Source organism: Microbacterium sp. Cr-K20 (genome assembly GCF_000708325.1).
GTDB lineage: Bacteria > Actinomycetota > Actinomycetes > Actinomycetales > Microbacteriaceae > Microbacterium.
Map to the genome: position 1 here is coordinate 1 of NZ_JARE01000024.1, position 18137 is coordinate 18137.

Annotated in this window: 20 protein-coding genes and 1 pseudogene; 10 read left to right on the forward strand and 11 right to left on the reverse strand. The window is 69.0% G+C overall.

Annotated elements, in window-relative coordinates:
- Both GZ67_RS0104195 and GZ67_RS0104200 read left to right on the forward strand, forming a co-directional pair.
- Positions 1-273 (forward strand): annotated as a pseudogene (locus GZ67_RS0104195) (DNA-3-methyladenine glycosylase 2 family protein); the annotation flags it as partial.
- 23 nt (positions 274-296) lie between these two features.
- The gene (locus tag GZ67_RS0104200) at positions 297-494 is read left to right on the forward strand and encodes a hypothetical protein (protein WP_029263831.1); all 198 of its coding nucleotides are present in this window, start codon (positions 297-299) and stop codon (positions 492-494) included.
- A gap of 25 nt (positions 495-519) precedes the next feature.
- On the opposite strand, the gene GZ67_RS0104205 is transcribed toward GZ67_RS0104200, so the two are convergent.
- From GZ67_RS0104205 to GZ67_RS0104220, 4 genes are read right to left on the reverse strand one after another with little or no spacing between them, the layout of a single operon-like run.
- Positions 520-1275, reverse strand: a complete 756-nt coding sequence (locus GZ67_RS0104205) for an iron ABC transporter ATP-binding protein (protein ID WP_029263830.1) — start codon at positions 1273-1275, stop codon at positions 520-522.
- Complete coding sequence (locus tag GZ67_RS0104210; RefSeq protein WP_231481688.1) at positions 1272-2315, reverse strand: iron chelate uptake ABC transporter family permease subunit; 1044 nt, start codon at positions 2313-2315, stop codon at positions 1272-1274. Before GZ67_RS0104210 ends, GZ67_RS0104205 begins: the two co-directional genes overlap by 4 nt.
- Entirely contained in the window at positions 2308-3294 is a 987-nt protein-coding gene (locus GZ67_RS0104215; protein ID WP_029263828.1) for an ABC transporter permease, read from the reverse strand. Before GZ67_RS0104215 ends, GZ67_RS0104210 begins: the two co-directional genes overlap by 8 nt.
- Before the next feature lie 48 nt (positions 3295-3342).
- Complete coding sequence (locus GZ67_RS0104220) at positions 3343-4335, reverse strand: siderophore ABC transporter substrate-binding protein (RefSeq protein WP_029263827.1); 993 nt, start codon at positions 4333-4335, stop codon at positions 3343-3345.
- Positions 4336-4435: 100 nt separating this feature from the next.
- Here GZ67_RS0104220 and GZ67_RS0104225 point away from each other — a divergent pair, with 100 nt between their 5' ends.
- The 5 genes from GZ67_RS0104225 to GZ67_RS0104250 all read left to right on the forward strand — a co-directional run bounded on the left by GZ67_RS0104225 (position 4436) and on the right by GZ67_RS0104250 (position 7859).
- Positions 4436-5203, forward strand: a complete 768-nt coding sequence (locus GZ67_RS0104225) for a siderophore-interacting protein (RefSeq protein ID WP_029263826.1) — start codon at positions 4436-4438, stop codon at positions 5201-5203.
- Between the two features lie 91 nt (positions 5204-5294).
- On the forward strand, positions 5295-5681 hold the full coding sequence (locus GZ67_RS0104230) for an MmcQ/YjbR family DNA-binding protein (RefSeq protein WP_029263825.1): 387 nt from the start codon (positions 5295-5297) through the stop codon (positions 5679-5681).
- 32 nt (positions 5682-5713) lie between these two features.
- Positions 5714-6118: a VOC family protein gene (locus GZ67_RS0104235; protein ID WP_029263824.1), complete on the forward strand. Its 405-nt coding sequence runs from the start codon at positions 5714-5716 to the stop codon at positions 6116-6118.
- 275 nt (positions 6119-6393) lie between these two features.
- Complete coding sequence (locus GZ67_RS0104245; RefSeq protein ID WP_029263823.1) at positions 6394-7563, forward strand: RtcB family protein; 1170 nt, start codon at positions 6394-6396, stop codon at positions 7561-7563.
- A gap of 41 nt (positions 7564-7604) precedes the next feature.
- Positions 7605-7859: a hypothetical protein gene (locus GZ67_RS0104250; RefSeq protein ID WP_051662331.1), complete on the forward strand. Its 255-nt coding sequence runs from the start codon at positions 7605-7607 to the stop codon at positions 7857-7859.
- 12 nt (positions 7860-7871) lie between these two features.
- Here the strand turns inward: GZ67_RS0104250 and GZ67_RS0104255 are convergent, their stop codons facing one another.
- The 3 genes from GZ67_RS0104255 to GZ67_RS0104265 form a co-directional block, all read right to left on the reverse strand.
- Positions 7872-9332 carry an MFS transporter gene (locus GZ67_RS0104255; RefSeq protein ID WP_029263821.1) on the reverse strand — a complete coding sequence of 487 codons (1461 nt, stop codon included), beginning with the start codon at positions 9330-9332 and terminating at the stop codon, positions 7872-7874.
- A 56-nt stretch (positions 9333-9388) separates the two neighbouring features.
- Positions 9389-10729, reverse strand: a complete 1341-nt coding sequence (locus GZ67_RS0104260) for a M20/M25/M40 family metallo-hydrolase (protein ID WP_081859877.1) — start codon at positions 10727-10729, stop codon at positions 9389-9391.
- Between the two features lie 68 nt (positions 10730-10797).
- Positions 10798-11619: a MerR family transcriptional regulator gene (locus tag GZ67_RS0104265; RefSeq protein WP_029263819.1), complete on the reverse strand. Its 822-nt coding sequence runs from the start codon at positions 11617-11619 to the stop codon at positions 10798-10800.
- Positions 11620-11771: 152 nt separating this feature from the next.
- On the opposite strand from GZ67_RS0104265, the gene GZ67_RS0104270 reads away from it, so the two are divergent.
- From GZ67_RS0104270 to GZ67_RS0104280, 3 genes are all read left to right on the forward strand, one after another.
- Complete coding sequence (locus tag GZ67_RS0104270; RefSeq protein WP_029263818.1) at positions 11772-12509, forward strand: SDR family oxidoreductase; 738 nt, start codon at positions 11772-11774, stop codon at positions 12507-12509.
- A 69-nt stretch (positions 12510-12578) separates the two neighbouring features.
- Positions 12579-12845, forward strand: coding sequence for a glutaredoxin domain-containing protein (locus tag GZ67_RS0104275; protein WP_029263817.1), 267 nt, complete (start codon positions 12579-12581; stop codon positions 12843-12845).
- A gap of 100 nt (positions 12846-12945) precedes the next feature.
- A complete protein-coding gene (locus GZ67_RS0104280) occupies positions 12946-13359 on the forward strand; it encodes a VOC family protein (protein WP_029263816.1) in 414 nt (137 codons plus the stop codon).
- Positions 13360-13370: 11 nt separating this feature from the next.
- Here the strand turns inward: GZ67_RS0104280 and GZ67_RS0104285 are convergent, their stop codons facing one another.
- Genes GZ67_RS0104285 through GZ67_RS0104300 form a run of 4 tightly spaced genes read right to left on the reverse strand, consistent with a single transcriptional unit; the run spans position 13371 to position 18136 of the window.
- On the reverse strand, positions 13371-14885 hold the full coding sequence (locus tag GZ67_RS0104285) for a PucR family transcriptional regulator (RefSeq protein ID WP_029263815.1): 1515 nt from the start codon (positions 14883-14885) through the stop codon (positions 13371-13373).
- Positions 14882-15910, reverse strand: a complete 1029-nt coding sequence (locus tag GZ67_RS0104290; RefSeq protein ID WP_029263814.1) for an S-methyl thiohydantoin desulfurase domain-containing protein — start codon at positions 15908-15910, stop codon at positions 14882-14884. Before GZ67_RS0104290 ends, GZ67_RS0104285 begins: the two co-directional genes overlap by 4 nt.
- A 10-nt stretch (positions 15911-15920) precedes the next feature.
- Entirely contained in the window at positions 15921-17039 is a 1119-nt protein-coding gene (locus GZ67_RS0104295) for a DUF917 domain-containing protein (protein WP_029263813.1), read from the reverse strand.
- Entirely contained in the window at positions 17036-18136 is a 1101-nt protein-coding gene (locus tag GZ67_RS0104300; protein ID WP_029273771.1) for a DUF917 domain-containing protein, read from the reverse strand. Before GZ67_RS0104300 ends, GZ67_RS0104295 begins: the two co-directional genes overlap by 4 nt.
- Position 18137: the final 1 nt, after the last annotated feature.

Here is an 18137-nt window from a genome sequence, read left to right on the forward strand (position 1 = left end):
ACCAGCCTGCCGGGCGTCGGCGTCTGGACGTCGGCCGAGACCCGCATCCGCGCGCTGGGAGACCCCGATGCCGTCAGCGTCGGCGACTACCACCTGGCGCACGAGGTGGGACATGCGCTCACCGGGAAGCGCACCGACGACGACGGGATGCTCGAGCTCCTCGAGCCCTGGGCCGGTCAGCGGCAGCGCGTCATCCGCCTCATCTTCGCCAGCGGGGTCCAGGAACCGCGCCGCGGCCCCCGCCTCGCTCCCGAGGACCATCGCGGCCGCTGACTCCGTCGGCCTATGCTGGGGCCATGTCCCGTAGAGCGATGCGCATCTCCATCACCGTCGGCCTGCTGATCGTCGGCGTGGTGGTCGGGCTGATCTTCCAGAACGTCTGGCTCGGTGTGCTCCTCGCTGCCATCGTCTGGCTGGGATGGTTCCTCGGCTACGAGTCGCGCCGCGGCAACAACGCCGGGGTCAACGACGAGGACCACGGCATCGAGCTCTGAGGTCCCTGGCACCGCATCCGTCCGCTCAGTAGTAGACGGCGAGCGGCCCCGACGGACCGTCGACGACGCGCACCGGGGTGTCGAACACCCGGGTGAGCACCTCGTCGGTCATGATCTCGGCCGGGGAGCCGAACTCCACCACCGCTCCGTCTTTCATGGCGCAGATGTGGTCGGAGTAGTGCCCGGCGAAGTTGATGTCGTGCAGCACGATGACGATCGTGCGTCCGAGTTCCTCCGCAGCCCGGCGCAGGTGTTTCATCATCTGCACCGCGTGCCGCATGTCGAGGTTGTTCAGCGGCTCGTCCAACAGCACGAACTCGGTGTCCTGCGCCAAGACCATCGCGACGTAGGCGCGCTGGCGTTGCCCGCCGGAGAGCTCGTCGAGATAGCGCCCCTCGAGGGGCCCGAGATCGAGGAAGTCGATCGCCCGGCTGATGATCTCCTCGTCCGCCCGGGTCAGCCGCCCCTTCGAGTGCGGGAAGCGTCCGAAGCCGACCAGCTGCCGCGCGGTGAGCCGGGTGACGAAGTGGTTCTCCTGGCGCAGGATCGACACGACCTTCGCGAGGTCCTTCGATTTGGTGGAGGCGACGTCGAGCCCGGCGATCTCGATCGCACCGGCGTCCATGCCGTTCAACCGACCGATCATCGTCAGCAGGGTCGACTTGCCGGCGCCGTTAGGGCCGATGAGCGCGGTGATGCCGCCGGCGGGGATCTCGAGGTCGACGGGGCCGATCGCGACCTCGCTGCTGTAGTCACGGCGGACGCCGTCGAGTGCGATCACAGTCTGCCCTTTCTGAGGATGACGATGAGGAACACGGTGCCGCCGACGAGCTCGATCAGGATCGACACCATCCCCTGCGCGTAGAAGACGTTCTTCATCACGAAGTACGCGCCCGCGAGAATGGTGAACGCCGTGAGCACCGCGACGGGAAAGATGAGCCGATGGTCGTGCGTGTCGGCGAACTGATACGCCAGCGTCGCCACCAGGAATCCAAGGAACGTCATCGGACCGACGAGCGCGGTCGAGGTCGCCATCAGCACGGCCACCAGGAAGAGCACGAGGAAGAGCTCGCGGCGATGGTCGACGCCGAGGGAGCGCGCGGCATCCGGACCCAAGGCCATCAGGTTCAGCCGGCGGGACCGCAGCCAGAGCAGCGCGGATGCCGCGATGACGAGCGGGACCGCCAACGGGAGGTAGGAGGGATCGGCGTTGGAGACGTTGCCGAACAGCCGGGCGGCGAGCACGTCGAACTCGCTCGGGGTGAGCAGTCGCTGCATGAACGTGGCGATCGCGCCCAGTCCCCCACCGATCACGATGCCCACCAGGAGCATGATCTGCAGGTTGCCGTAGCGCCCGGAAAGCAACCAGCCGTAGAGCGCGACCGCGAGCCCGACCATGATCGCGACCTGGATCGCGAACTGGCCGACGCCCTGGATCGCCACGAGCCCGGCCACCCCGAACAGGTACACGGTCGAGGTCTGCACGACGCGGTAGAGCGACTCGAAGCCCATGATCGACGGCGTGATGATGCGGTTGTTGGTGACCGTCTGGAAGCTCACCGTGGCGATGGCCTGCGCGACCGCAACGAGCGCCATCACCGTCACATCGGTCGCACGGTGCTGGGCGATGCGCCAGAACCCCGTCGATCCGGGCGGCATCGGGTTGCCCCAGGCGAGCAGGCCGAAGCCGGAGCCTGCTGCCAGGACGAGAAGGATGCCGAGCACGAGGAAGTAGCGACGGCGAGCACGTGGGGTCGTGAACGAGCCGGCGGACCGAAGCGGGCCGGAGGTCGTCGCCTCGCCTATCACGCCGCTAACCACGTCGACGCTGCCTCAGCAGAAGCAGCACGAACACCACGGCCCCGACGACGCCGAGGATCAGCGACACCGGTACCTCGAACGGCATGATGATCGTGCGCCCGATGATGTCGCACACCGTGACGATCGCGATGCCGAGCAGGCACACCCAGGGCAGGTTGCTGCGCAGGTCGTCGCCGCGCACCATCGAGACGATGTTGGGCACGATCAGTCCGAGGAAGGGCAGGTTGCCGACGACGACCGTGACCACGCCCGTGGTGATCGCGATGAGGACGGTGCCGAGCAGGATGATCCGGTTGTAGTTCACGCCGACGTTCGTGGCCACCTCTTCGCCGAGTCCGGCGATGGTCAGCCGATCGGCGACGAGGAAGACGATCACGCCGATGATCGCCACGATCCACAGCATCTCGTACTGGCCGCGCATCACCGAGGTGAAGCTGCCGGCGAACCACACGCCCAGGATCTGCAGCGAGTTGGTCGCCAGTGCGAGATACGTCGACAGGGCGCCGACGACCGCGCCGAGCATGATGCCGACGATCGGGACGATGAGCGAGGACTTGAGGGCGACGCGGCGCAGGAAGGCGAAGAACACCATCGTGCCGACGAACGCCGCGAGCACTGCTCCCGCCATCCGCAGCGGGAGCGACGGCTGCGGGACGAGGATCATGACCATGAGGAGTCCGAGCCCCGCCCACTCGGTGGTTCCGGTCGTCGTCGGCTCGACGAAACGGTTCTGGGTGAGCAGCTGCATCACGAGGCCTGCCATCGCCATCGCCGCGCCCGAGAGGACGAGGGCGATCGTGCGGGGCACGCGCGTGATCTGGAACATCTCCGCGCCGTCGTCGGCTCCGGCGATGTCGTACACGCCGGTGAACAGCGAGATGACGAGGAGCACGACGACGACGAGCACGCCGATGAGCAGCGTGCCGTCGAAGAGCCGCCCGGCGTACCGGGGCGGCGGGGTGATGTCGGTGGAGACCATGATGACGGTGCGGCGGCACCCGAATCATCCGGATGCCGCCGCGTTACCTCAGTTCTTCGCTGCCTCGAGGGCGTCGGCGAAGTCCTCGAGGAACGTCGTGTACGTCTGGATTCCCTCGTTCAAGTAGGTGTCGGTGGGCATGTAGACGATCTGCTCGTCCTTCACCGCCGTGACACCGGCGAGCGCCTCGGAACTCTCCAGGATCTCGGCCGCCTGCACGTAGTCGGGGGTCTCCGCAGCGAACACGGCGTCGCGGTCGAGCACGAGGATCCAGTCGGGGTTCGAAGCCGCGATCGCCTCGACCGAGATGTCGTCGCCCTGGTGATCGTCGGTCGCGTCCTCGACCTCGAGCGCCGGCGTCAGGCCGAGGATGTCGTAGATCGGGCCGAGCGAGCGGCCGACGGTCGGGGCGAGGTACCCGATCTCGCCGCCGGAGGTGTTCACGGCCATGACGGTGTCGGCGTCGTCGTAGGCGGCCTGGGCTCGCTCGACGGCCGCGTCGAAGTCGTCCACCAGCTTCTTCGCCTCGTCCTGCTTGCCGAAGATCTCGCCGAGAACGGTGACCTGGCGCTTGAGCTCCTCGTCGAAGGGCTCGCCCTCGCGGGGCTCGAGATCGATGATCGTCGCGTCCGGGACGAGGTCGGCGATGGCCGCGTTGTGCTGGGTGAAGCGCTGGCCGCTGATGATGAGGTCGGGTTCGACCGCGACGACGGCCTCGAGGTCGGGTTCGCTGTGCAGGCCGATGTCGACGATGCCGTCGTCCTTCACGTACGACACGGTCTCCGGCATGAGCGCGACGGCGCCGGCCGAGAGCTCGACTCCCCAGTCCGAGAGCGTCTGGAAGGTGCGGTTGTCGAGGGCGACGATGGAGGCCGGAGGGGTCGCGATCTCGTGCGTGCCGGTGTTGTCCTCGATCGTGACGGATGCCGCCGCGGGTTCGTCCTTCGCAGGTTCAGCCGTGCTGCCGGAAGCGCAGCCGGCGAGGGCGAGGAGGCCGACGAGCGCGGCGCTCGTGGCGGTGAGGGTTCTGGGCACGGACATGGAGAGACTCCTGTTCTGCGGGATCTGTGCGCACACGATGGCGCCGGGACGTCGAGGTTAGGGTGCCCTTCCCTCGATTTATTTAGGTTAGCCTTACTTCATGAGCGATACGAAATCCGGCTTCTCGATCGAGCGTCGCGGCCTCGAGCTGCGCTTCCGCACCGTGACTCTGAGCGCCCGCGAATGGCTGGCTCCGGACTTCGTGCGGGTGCGGCTGACCGGCTCCGACCTCGCCGGCTTCGAGTCGCTGGGCTCGGACGACCACATGCGGCTGTTCTTCCCGGCGGGGCCGGTCGGCTCCGTCGAGGAGCTGCGTGGTTCTCCGAGCCGTGAGTACACGCCGCTGGACTGGGGCGACGACTGGCTCGACGTCGAGTTCGCCGTGCACGGCGATCAGGGCGTCGCGGCGCCGTGGGCGGCGACGGCTCCGCTCGGTTCGTCCATCGGCGTCGGCGGCCCCCGCGGGTCGGCCGTGCTGGTCGGCGAGCCCGGTGGATGGCTGCTCGTCGGCGACGAGACGGCGATCCCCGCGATCCGCCGCTTCGCCGCGCTGATCCCCGAGGGAACCCCGGCACGCATCGTGGTGGAGACCGTCAATCAGGGCCGCGAGTTCGACATCGAAGCGCCGGTCGAGGTCGAGTGGCTGCACCGCGGCGATGCTCCTTCCGGCTCCGAACTCATCGCCTTCCTCGAGCGCCTGACCGCCGAAGATGCCGTGGGCTCCGACCCGTTCGTCTTCATCGCCGCCGAGCAGTCGATCGTCAAGCCGGGCCGGGCGCTCCTCGGCCGATGGGGCGTCGACACCGCGAACGCCATCGTGAAGGGCTACTGGAAGCGCGGCGAAGCCGAGTACCACGCACCGCACTGAGCCCGTGCCGGCTCCGTGGCCTCCACTGTCGGTGGGAGGCCGTACGGTGGTGCGTACCGTCGTTTGGCACCGTTTCGGAAGAGGAGTGCTCATGAAAGGTGACCGCCTGCAGCAGTGCGCGCGGGACCGCGCCGATGAACTGCCGGGGTCTCGACTCGAGCATCCTTTCGGCCCCGAATGGGATGTGTTCAAGGTGCGCGACAAGGTGTTCATGCTGCTCACTTCGGCCACGGGCGAGGCCATGGTGACCCTCAAGGCGGCGCCCGAAGACGGCGACGCGCTCCGCCGCCAGTTCGATGACATCATCCCCGGCTATCACATGAACAAGAAGCACTGGATCTCGCTCCGCCCCGGCGGCAAGCTGCCCCAGGACCTCCTCCGGGAGCTGGTGACCGAGTCGTACCTCCTCGTCGTGGAGAACCTCCCTCGTCGCCAACGGCCCGTCGACCCCGCCACATTCGGGAAGATCGCTCCCTGACGCCGTGGGGCGTTTCTGGAAGACTGGGCCGCATGGCACTTCTGGATCATCTGGGCATCACCGTGGACGACCTCGAGCGCGGCCGAGCGCAGTTCCATCCGGTCCTCACCGCCCTGGGCTATCAGAGCGGCGGCGAAGACGACCATTCGATCTCGTGGCACAACGGCGAAGAGACCGAGATCATCCTGTACACCTGGGACGAGGACTCCGCCCCGCACCGGCACGGCAAGGTCGGCTGGCAGCACATCGCCTTCGCCGTTCCGACGCGCGACGAGGTCGAACGCCTGCACGCGATCGCGCTGGATGCGGGCTGGACCGCCGTGCGTGACCCCAAGGGGTATCCCCGCTACTCCGAGCGCTACTACGCCTCATTCGTCGAGGACGCCGACGGCATCCGCATCGAATTCATGCACAATCCGCCGCGCGAGACGGCTTGACTCCCGGGCGTGTCGCCCCCTAATGTGGCAAAGCTGTGCCGATCGGCCCAGCACGCCAGCCGAGGAGTCGACGGATGACCGCCCAGCGGAACCTTCCCATCGGAGCGGTGTTGCAGCTTCAGTCGAAGCGCAATGACCGCAACGAGTCGTACCCTCCGGCGCGCGCCGTGTGACAGCATCCGCTCTCGCAACGCCCCGCACCGTCAGGTCCGGGGCGTTTTCCGTTCGGAGAGCACCCTGACCTGTGGCTGACCACCACCACAAGGAAAGGAATCATGGAGAGGCTCTCCGCACGGCTGCTGTCGTGGGCGTCGCTGATCGACGAGAAGACACTCGCTCAGGCGCACACCACGGCCCGCATGCCGTTCATCCACCCGCACCTGGCGCTGATGCCGGATGCGCACCTCGGCAAGGGGGCGACGGTCGGCTCGGTCATCCCGACGCTCGGCGCGATCATCCCCGCAGCCGTCGGCGTCGACATCGGCTGCGGCATGATCGCCGTCCGCACCCAGTTCACGAGGAACGACCTCGAGGGTCGCGACCTCGCCGAGCTTCGGGAGCAGATCGAACGCGCCATCCCGCTGTCGGCCGGCCGATACAACCGCAAGGTCGTCGCGACCGCCGAGCCGCGCATCGCCAAGCTCGAGCAGCTCGCCGAGAACAACGGCTTCGACCCCGCGAGCTACGCCGGCAACTGGCGCCTGCAGCTGGGCACGCTCGGTTCGGGCAACCACTTCATCGAGGTGTCGGTCGACGAACTCGACCGGGTGTGGCTGTTCCTGCACTCGGGCTCCCGAGGCGTCGGCAACAAGATCGCCATGAAGCACATCTCGATCGCGCAGCGGCTATGCAAGCAGTGGTGGATCGACCTCCCCGACCCCGACCTGGCGTACCTGGTCGAGGGCACCGAGGAGTTCACCCGGTACATCCGGGAGCTGCGGTGGGCACAGCACTTCGCCCTGCTGAACCGGGAGGAGATGATGGACCGGGTCATCCGGCAGGTGTCCGAGTTCCTCGGCACCGCGGTCGACGAGCAGGAGCGCATCAACTGCCACCACAACTTCACCGAGTCGGAGAAGCACTACGGCAAGCAGGTGTGGGTGTCACGGAAGGGCGCGATCCAGGCGGACGCCGGTCGGCCGGGGCTCATCCCCGGATCGATGGGCACTGCCTCCTACGTGGTCGAGGGGCTCGGCGACCCGCAGTCGCTGAACTCCTCGCCGCACGGGGCGGGTCGGGAGTACTCCCGGTCGGCCGCGAGGCGGGCGTTCACCCACGACCAGCTGCGGGAGGCGATGACGGGCATCGAGTTCCGTGACACGGACGCCTTCGTCGACGAGATCCCGCAGGCGTACAAGCCGATCGACCGGGTGATGGCGGATGCCGCGAGCCTCGTATCGATCCGGCACACGCTGCGGCAGCTCGTCAACGTGAAGGGCGATTGAGACAAGGAGCCGGGCGGCGGAGATCGCGCCGCCCGGCTCCGATGGCATCCTCGTCGCCCTCGTCAGAGCGGCTCGACTACTCCTCCCCGGGCACGCTCGAAAACGTCACCCTCACCGTGGTCTCGACCCTGTTCATCCATGTCGTCCGCAGTGAGATCGGCGGGCTCCGCAACGAGATGAATGCCCGCTTCGACGCCGTGGACGCGCGGTTCGACGCCGTCAACACGCGCATCGACGGTCTCGACGGCGACGTGCAGGCCATCGTGAAGCGGACGTTCGGTCTCGATCGGGAATGATCAGAACCGACGTCAGACGACCGGGGCGACCTCCGCGTCGACGGACCGGTCGGTGAACGCGGCCTTCGGCACGAACACGAGGATGACGGCTGCGACAAGTGCGGTGACACCGCAGACGATCCAGACGGTGAAGTACCCCGCCAGCGAACCGGCCGTCCCCTCGGTCGCGCCGGCGGTCGTGGCGACACCGTGCAGCAGCGCGATGCCGAAAACGCACGAGGCGATCGCCCCGCCCACGGTCTTCACCGAGTTGGTGAGCCCCGTCGCGACACCGGTCTGCGTCGCGGGCGCGGCCGATGCGGCGGCAGCGGGAAGAGCGGCGACCAGCGCACCGGAACCGAGGCCCACGACGACCATGTTCGTGATGACCTGACCGTAGGTCTCATGGAACGGCAGGAACAACAGGAAGCCAAGCCCCACCAGCATCGAAGCGCCCATCAGCGTGACCCGTGGAGTCGCCCATCGTGCGATGGTCGGGAACAGGAGCGCACCCGCGATCATCGCCACGAGGTACACGCCGATGATGAGCGAGGTCGCGAACCCGCTCGTGCCGAGACCGTAACCGTAGACCGACGGATCGGTCCGCGCGAACGTCGACAGCGGCGCCTGAGCACCGAGCACGCTGACTCCGAAGAGCCCTGCGGTGAGGAACACCGGTCCGAGCGCGGGCGAGCGGAACATGCGCACGTCGATGAGCGGGTCGTCGCAGCGCAGCTCCCAGAGCACGAACGGGATCACCAGCAGCACACCGAAGACGACCACGGCCCAGGACCACGGATTCACGATACCGCCCTCGAGGCGGAGCAGGCTGAGTCCGCCGGTGAAGCAGACGAGGGCCAGGGAGATCAGCACGAGGCCGACCGTGTCGAAGATGCCGCCGGTCGGCTCGGGAGATTCCTTGACCCCGAACAGGATCACGAAGAAGCACACCACGATGAGCACAGCCGGAACCAGGAGGACGACCGTGAGCGGCAGGACGTCGATCAGCGCGCCGCCCACGAGAGCGCCGATGATCGCACCACCTTCGAGGGCGGCGACCAGGAGACCGGCCGCCTTGGCCGTGATCGAGGAGCGTCCTTCCATGCGACGCGACCGTGACCAGATCAGGGCGATCTCGAGCGGGAGCCAGACGACGTAGAAACCCATGAGCGCCCAGGCCGCGAGGAACACGCCGAAGGAGTCCGTGAACGGCAGCACCAGGGCCGCCGCGGCGGTGACGGCGGTCGAGATCAGCAGCATCCGCTTGTGCCCGACCATGTCGCCGAGCTTCGCGAACGCCGGGACGACGAGCGCCGACAGCATGAGCTGCGCGCCCTCGAGCCAGTTCACGTCGGCGTCGTGGATGCCGAGGTGCCGGGCGATGTCGCTGAGCATGGGCGTGTAGTAGCCCTGCAGCACACCGCTCGTGAACTCCACGAACGCGAGGAAGCCGACGACGACGGCGAGGGTGCCCAGAGTGCGGGTGCGCGTCATCGCGTCTCCTGCTTCTTGTTTCGGGTGCTCCCGCTCGGGGCGGGAGGAGGGTGAGATCACCCTAGCCGTTCGAGAAGCGCGCGATGGAATCGCTCTCCGCGCTCCAGTGCCACGATCTCCACGCTCTCATCGACGCCGTGGATCGAGGCGCGCTGCGCGTTCGACATGTCCAGCGGAGCGAAGCGGTAGACCGCCGGTGAGAAGCGATGGAAGTGCCGGGAGTCGGTGGCGGCCATCATCACGTAGGGCACCGCGGGCACCCCGGGGTGCGAGACCTCGAGCGCCGCCCCGAGCAGTGCGAACTGCGCGTTGTCGGTGAGTGATTCCGGCGACGGCTCACTGGCCTCGACCACTTCGACGGACACGAGCGGATCGCGGATGCGGCGGCGCACCCGGAACACGGTCTGCTGCGTCGTCTCGCCCAGCGCGATGCGGAGGTTGACGGTCGCGGACGCCTGCGAGGGCAGCACGTTGGCCGCAGTCCCTCCGGACTGCATCGTCGGGGCGACGGTCGTGCGCACGAGTGCCGCCGGTTCACCGCCGAGCGCCGCGAACACCTGCCCGGTCAGCAGCGGCGCCGATCCGAGCAACCGCAGCAGGTGGCGGGCCGGCCCCGGCGTCTGCGCCGCCAGCTGCGACAGCATCCGCAGAACCGCTTTCGAGGCGCGAGGGCGGAAGGTGGCGGGTCCGAGACGGTCGACGGCCCTCCCGATGCGTCGCACAGCGGTGAGTGACGGCGGAGCCGAGGCATGACCGCCCTCGCCGCGCGCCGACAACCGGAGCGTCATCACGCCCTTCTCGCCGACGCCGATCATCGCCGCCCGACCGGGGACGAACGGCAGGGGCGCGTCGACGACGGCACCGCCCTCATCGACCACGAGCCAGGGCACGACGCCGCGTTCGCGCAGGACCCGGGCGATCTCCTCCGCCGCCTTCCCGTAGGTCTCCTCGTTGCCGCCGAACGAGAGATACACGTCGCGGGGCGGAACGAACCCGTCGGCGAGCAGATTCTCGACCGCTTCGAGCACGACGATGAGCGGACCCTTGTCGTCCAAGGCGCCGCGGCCGAACACCGAACCGTCGGCGATCACGCCGTCGAAGGGCGGATGGGTCCAGGCGTCGCTCTCATCGACCGGGACGACGTCGTAGTGCGCCATCAGCACGACCGGTCCACCCGATGCCGCGCCCGTGCCCTCCCAGTGGAACAGCAGCCCGAAGTCGGTGTGCCGCTCGAGGCGCAGCTTCGCGTGCGTCAGGGGATAGAGCTCGGCGATCAGTGCGACGAACTCCTCGAACGGCGCGGCACCGCGCTCGTCGAGCTCAGCCGAGACCGTCGGGATCCGGATCATCTGCGAAAGCCGCTCGGCGATGCCGGGGCGCACGGTCGATGTGGTCACAGTCGCCATCGTACCGAGCGCCCCGGCTCCGCCTGCATCCACCCGGACGCAGTGCCGCCCGGCGTCGCTTACGCGTAGTGCCAGAGCACCGTCATGCGCGCCGGACGCGTCTCGTCCCACGGAAGCACATGCCAGATCTCCCGCGGCGGCCCCACCCTGGTCGCCTTCTGCTCATCGATCCACTCGCAGCCGCGATCGTAGGCGGCGAGGATCGCGGGGAACGCCGTGTCGTCGCCTTCGACCGTGACGGCGACGGCCGCACCGCCGCCGAGTCGATGGCTCCGGATGCCCTCCGGGGTGTCCCGGATGACGCGGTCGACTGGAAGGCACACCTCGATGGGGCCGTCGCTGTCGGCGGTGATCGGGGCGTGGAAGATGCCGAACGCGTCGGAGGGGACGGTGAGACCGCGCTCGGCCGCCAGCGCGCTCAACCGCTCGTGTGCCTCTCGGATGCGTTCGTCGAGCTCGCCGACGTACGTCGTGACGAGCAGACTGAGCACCGCCTGCTCGGGGCGGATGTCGGTCGTGAGGGACTTCGTGTTCATCGGTGATCCTCTGAAATGGCCACGCGCCTGGTCGAGGAGCGTGGCGGTCGAGGCTGCGGACGTCCGTACCTGCTCCCGGAATGCATCCAGAGCCGCGATCGCGTCACCATCAGGCAGCGCGAGCACCTCCTGGATCGCATCGAGGCTCATGCCCGCCGTCCGCAGCAGGGAGATGAGCCGTCCCGTCCTCGCCTGCTCGATCCGATAGAAGCGGTACCCGTTGTCCGGGTCCACCGCATGCGGCACCAGGAGCCCGCGCTTCTCGTAGAGGCGCAGGGCCTTCGGCGAGAGCAGGGCGGCCTCGGAGAAGGGACCGATGCTGAGGAGGTCGATGGAGTGGCTCACAGGGTTCACGATGCTCTCTGCCCTCGGGACAAGGTCAAGCGGTCATCCGCTCCGGGGAATCGTAGCGAGCAGTTTCCGCCGACGTCTCACATTTCGCGCACCTGTCCGGTCAGCCATGGAGAAGGATGTACCGAGAAGACGAAGGAGCACGCATGAGAATCGCCGTCGCAGGAGGAACCGGGACCGTGGGCCGGCACACCGTGGAGGCGGTGCGGGCCGCAGGACATGAGGCGGTCGTGCTCAGCCGGTCGCAGGGAGTCGACCTGGTGACCGGGAAGGGTCTGGATGCTGCCCTGGCCGGTGCGGACGCGGTGATCGATGTGGCGAGCATCCAGACGCTCAAGGCGAGGGCTGCGATCGAGTTCTTCACCGCCGCGACCGGGAACCTGCTGTCGGCGGCATCGGATGCAGGGGTTTCGCACGCCGTGCTGCTGTCGATCGTCGGGATCGATCGCATCCCCTACGACTACTACGCGGGAAAGGTCGCGCAGGAGAAGGTCGTCGAGGCCTCACGCGTGCCGTGGACCATCCTCCGCGCGACGCAGTTCCATGAGTTCGCGGGCCAGATGTTCGAGAACGCGAAGGTGGGGCCGCTGCACCTCGCCCCGAACGCGCGGACGCAGCCCGTGGCTGCCGCCGAAGTGGGCGCACGCCTCGCCGCACTCGCTGCCGGGTCGCCGCAGGGTCGCGTGCGCGACTTCGCCGGACCGCGCGAGGAGCGCCTGTCCGACATGATTCGCGCCTTCGCCCGCCGCGAGGGGTACCGCGGGTGGATACCGGCCCTGAACGTGCCGGGGCCGCAGATGGCGGGGATGCGCGCGGGGCATGCCCTGCCCGGGCCCGATGCGGACCTGGGCGTCCAGACGTTCGACGAGTGGCTCGCGTCCTAGCTCCGGGAACAGCGCGGCGCGGTCGTCGGTTGCACGAGGGAGAAGCATCGTGGATCCGAGGAGGTGGGGATGGAGCTGACCCTGGTGTCATCGTCGTTCTGCGGCGCCTGCGCACGCACTCGGTCGGTGTTGGCCGACGCCGCTCGTTTCCTGCCGGATGCGACGGTGACCGAGATCGATGTCGCTCAGGATCCGGACGCCGCGGAGGCACTCGACATCGACCACACGCCGACCGTGATCATCCGCGATTCATCGGGAGTCGAGGTGTTCCGAGCCACGGGCGTGCCCACGGTTCCCCAGGTGCTCACCGCAGCGGTCAAGGCTCTCCCGGCCTGAGCCCGCCCGTCCTCGTCGGATCTCTTGCGGAGGCAAGGCCCGCGGCGCAGACTGAGCGTCAGCGGTGCCGTAGTCTCACCTCTCACCTCCTGGAGTCCTCATGCCTGCCCTCAACCCGTATCTCTCGTTCCGCACCGAAGCCCGTGAGGCGATGGAGTTCTATCAGGGGGTGCTCGGCGGTGAGCTCGTGATCAACACCTTCGGAGAGTTCCCCGACATGGTGCAGGATCCGAGCCAGAAGGATCTCGTCATGCATGCCCAGCTCGATGCACCCGGCGGACTCGTCCTCATGGCATCCGATTCTCCCGACGGCATACCCTACGAGAAGCCGCAGGGCTTCTCGGTCTCGCTCAGCGGCAACTCGCAGGACGCGACCCGTGCGGTGTGGGAGAAGCTGGCCGACGGGGCCACGATCACGATGCCCCTGGACGTGCCGCCGTGGGGCGGCCTCTTCGGGATGCTCGTCGACCGCTTCGGCATCCCGTGGATGCTGCACGGCGATCCGGAGGAGTGAGCGGGCACCGCTCAGCGCGGCTGCACGGCTCGACACGCGAGGTGCAGGGCCAGCCGCGCCTCGGGGTCGGTCATGTCGATACCGAGGAGTTCCTGCACGCGCCGGATCCGGACCATGACCGTGTTGCGGTGCAGGCCGAGCGCACTCGCCGTCGCCGCGATGCCGGACTCATGATCGAGGTAGGCGGAGAGCGTGGTGAGCAGCTCCCCACCGCCGTCGCGCAACGGCGCCAACAGCGATTCCGCCGCCGGGACGAAGGTGTCGTTCCCGGTCCAGGCGAGCAGCAGCTGCTCCAGGCCGAGGCTGTCGACACGCACGAACCACCCGGTCGCGGAGCGCGATGCGGCGATGCGCGCCGCGTCGCCGGCCTCGTCCAGGGTCGTGGCCAGACCTTCCGCCCCGGCCTGCAGCGACCCGACACCGGTCGCCACCGCGAAATCGCGCAGCACGGCGAGGTGGAGTTCCCGCAGCGAGGCGACGGCGCGCTCCACCCGATCCGGATGCGGGGCTTCCGGGAACGACAGCCATCCGCTGAGTCCGCGTCCCGCCGTGGTCGCATGCGCCTCGCCGTCGATCGCGGAGAGACCGGCGCTCACCGAACGCAGCAGCGAGAAGGAATCGAGTCGTCCCCTCGCCACCACACGGAAGCCGATGTGGTGCCCGCCCGTGCGCCAGCCGCGCTCCGCCATGCGACGCTCGACGTCGGCATCGGCGGCCCCGTGCAGGTCGACGAAGTCCCGAAGCAGACCTGACGACACGGCGACGTCGTTCACGGCCGCCACCTCGTCGATCAGGATGCGCGCCGCGACTGCGGGCATCGCGATCTCTGCCGCGACCGAGAGCGACTGCACCTGCGCCTCTCCGAGCCCGCGACCGAAGAGCACGAGCCGCAGGCCGCTGCGCCCTGGACTGTCGACGCGCACCGAAGCCGCCGCGGAGTCGCCGGCCTTCGCCTGATCGAGCCAGGAATCGAAGCCGATCGCGGCATGCAGGTGTTCGTCGAGGTGGGCCCCTGCCTCCTGGAGAACCCCGGACGAGTCGATCAATGCGGCCCCGACACCGAGGTTCGCCGCGATGTGCCCCAGCAGGTCGGCGAGGTCGTCGGCGGCGTACTCGAAGGACTGGGCGACCTTGCGCACCTGGCTGAGCGTCAGCGCGTCACGGGCCTCGAGCAGCATCCAGCAGGCCTTCGCGAGCTGCACAGGGCGCTCGACGTCGAGCAGACACAGGCCGATGCGGTCGGCGAGCCGGAACGCGCCCGCATCGAAGCCGGCCGCGCCGGGGAGGGCGAGTCCCGTGAAACCGCGGTCCCGCAGTCGTCGCAGCAGCGCGTCCTGCTGCCAGGTCGCGCTCGGGGCCGTCGAGGTGACGATCGCCAGGCGGTCCGCACCGCTGTCCGTCAGCTCCGCCTCCCCCGCTCCGACGGCGACCGCCTCCCAGGCGGTATCCGCAGGGCCGGCGATTCGCCGAAGCCCGCCGTTCTCCGCATGGGCGAGCAATGCGCTCAACCGCAGCCGCTCGATCACGCTGCGTCCAGATCGTCGAGACCGTACGCCGACGGCACCACCTGGGACCGCCGGTCGGGCCGCGCGTTCCACCACTCGGGCGCGGGGACGGCGAAGACCGCCACGTTCCGGGCGAGACCCAGCTCGGTGACCTCGAGGATCTCCCGGGACACCGCATCGACGATCACGATGATGGTGGGGGCCGAGGCGACGAGGAGTCCGTCGGTGAGCACGGCCAGCGCCTCGGATCGGGTGACCACGCGGTGCACCGCGCCGCCGAGACCGCTGATCTCGACCGCGTTCACGTGCGGGTCCTGGAGCGAGGACGCGACCGAGACGATACGTCCTTCGGCGAGCATCTCGGCCCCCAGCGCGTCGGCGAGGAGGGGAAGCGGAGCAGCGGCGGCGGCGAGGTAGGCCCTGCCGAGCTCGAGCGCGTACGCGAGGTGGCCTCCGATCGCGTGCTCCCGCAGATCGCCGACGGTGAAGCCGCCGAGCACCGCACAGCCGACACCGCCGGCCTGGATGATCGCCGATCGCACGACGCGCTCGGCGTCGATGGCCCGATGCGCCTCGACGAGCGCGACTCCGTCGGCACCCGTGTCGCAGGCGAAGACGAGCCCCGGCACGCTGTCGACGAAGAGCGACATCTGGTCCAGCCCCGGCACGGCGCGGCCGGTGCAGTCCGCGTCGAGCACGACGTGCGATCCGGCGAGCGTCAGTGGTGCGAGCCCATTCATCCCCCCGCCTTCGAGCGAGCAGACCGCGGGAACCGGATGCCCGACCCAGCGCTCGACCGCGTCGAGGAGGCGGGTGAACGGCTCCTCCCCCGGAAGCCGCTCCCCGAGCAGCATCGTCGACCCCACGAACGCGACCCCGAGACAGGGCGTGGCGGGGTCGAGGGAGGAGACCGGGGAGACCTCGATGGGCCAGTCCGTCGCCCGCGCGAGCATGAGTTCGAGCATGGTGGTCGAGCCGCCCCCGCCCGAGCCGAGCAGCGCATAGCCGCGGGCGAGCGCCGTGAGGTCGTCGCGCTGCAGCATCATGCGCTCCAGCCTAGGGAGAAACGCCCTCGCCTGCGGACAGCGTCTCCACCGGGACGAACTCCGCCGAGAGCCCGAATGCGGACGGGCCGAATGCGGCGAGCGCATCGGGAGTGCGCATCATCTCGGGAGTGGAGATGCCCAGCACCCGCACGCGCTGTCCGTATCGGAGCCCCTCGGTCGTGATCGGCTCGGCGGTCTCGTGGTCGACGACGCAGATGAGGTCGGGCACGATCGCCACGAGCGTCTCTCCACGGTGGGCGATGAGGTTCTCGTTCTGGAAGGAGATCTCGAACGTGTCGCCCTCCTCCGCCCCGAGCGGTGCGATGACCGCCCGCCCCTTGGCGAAGCCCTCTGTCGTGCGGCGTTCCACGTCGATGACCTTGCCGACGCAGAGCTCACGCAGGTGCGGGTAGAGAGTCGTCGAGAGGGTGTCGGCGATCGCCTCGAACGGCGAACGGTGCTCCTCTCGGGCGACCCGGATGGCGCGGCCGAGCGCGAGTGCCATCGAGATCGTGCGGGGCACGGCCGTTCGCCGGACGTCGGCTCCGGTCATCGCGTACTCCGCGATGTGACCGACGCCACCGAGGCGGATGGTGATGCCGCGGGCGAGCCACTCCATCTGCCGGTCGTCGTCGCCGGTGTCGATCACGACCTTCTCCCCGCGTTCCCCGGCGAGCGCGAGCGGCGACCCGTGCACGCCGTACACGGCGAAAGTCTCCATGGACAGCTCGGGGAACGCGCGGCCCATGCCGTCGGCGTCCACCACCGGGAGCCCGGTCTCGGCCGCGACGATGAGCGGGATCATCGAGTTGATGCCGCCGCACTCGATCGGCATGGTCGCGTCCGCGGTCCGTCCGAGGTGCTCCTCGAGCGTGCGCAGGGCGAGCGTGGGCTCCGTCCCGGCCGGGATCTTCTCGATCATCACGGTCGGGGCGCCCATCTGCGCCGTCGGGATCACGAACAGGTCGTCGGCGAGCTCGTCCGGGTCGAGGATCGTGATGCTCCCCTTCCCCAGCACCCGCTCGACCAGCATCTTGCCGATGTAGGGGTCGCCGCCTCCGCCCGTGCCGAGGAGCGTCGCGCCGCGAGCGAGATCGGGGAGGTCGGCAGCCGTGAGCTGCCAGCTCATGCCGCGGCTCCCGCCGACGCCGATCCGGTGGAGATGCTGCCGTCGAAACGGTGCGCCGGCATGTCATAGCCGAAGTAGCCGGGGCCCACCATCGCGAGGGCAGCCTCCGAATGCCAGCGCTCATCCGCCGGAGCCGCGATCACCCGCACCCGCTGCCCGTAGCGCAGGCCCTCGGTCGTGATCGGCTCGCCGGACTCGCCGTCGAGCACCATGATCAGGTCGGGAGTGGTCGCGAGAACCGCCCCGTCGGCCTCGGCCACGAGGTGCTCGTTCTGGAACTGGAGAGTCAGCGTCGCAGCGGCGTCACCGTCGATGCGTGCGCGCCCGCGTGCGAAGCCGGTCGTGGTGGCCCGGTGCACGTCGACGACCTTGCCGTCGAACAGCTCGCGGCCGCTCAGGAGATCGACGACCGCGTCGACCGGGTCGGTCTTCTCGTCGCGGGCCGTGGCGATGCGCTGCCCGATCTCGATGCAGCGCGACAGTGAACCGGAGACGAGCGACTCCCGCGCGGCCGTGCCGGACATGGAGAACCCGGAGATCATGACCGAGCAGCCCATCTCGACGCAGGCCACGCGGGCGATGCGCTCGGTCCAGGAGTTGTCCGCCGTCTGCAGCACGCCGGTGTTGCCCTTCTCGTCGCTGAACGCGAGGGGCGATGCCGTGACGCCGTACAGGGTCGGGAGCACCATCTGCAGCTCGGGGAAAGCGCGCCCCATGCCGTCGGCGTCGACCAGCGGCAGCCCGAGCGCGGCGGCCGCGGCGATCGGGATGGTCGAGTTGACACCGCCGACCTCTGCGCAGGCGATGTGCGTGACGGGACGACCGAGGTGGATGGCGAGCGCCTTGACGGGCTCCACGACCTCGGCCAGGCTCGGGAGCTTCTCGACCATGACGGTCGGCGCGCCCATCATCGCGACGAACAGCACCAGCGCGTCGTCGGGCACCTCGTCGAGACCGACGACGGTGACGTCGCCGGAAGTCAGCGCCTGACGGGCGAGGAGCGCGCCGATGTAGGGGTCTCCTCCCCCACCGGTGCCGAGAACGGCGGCGCCGCGGGCGAGTCCGTCGATGTGTGCGGGAGTGATGGTCCAGCTCATG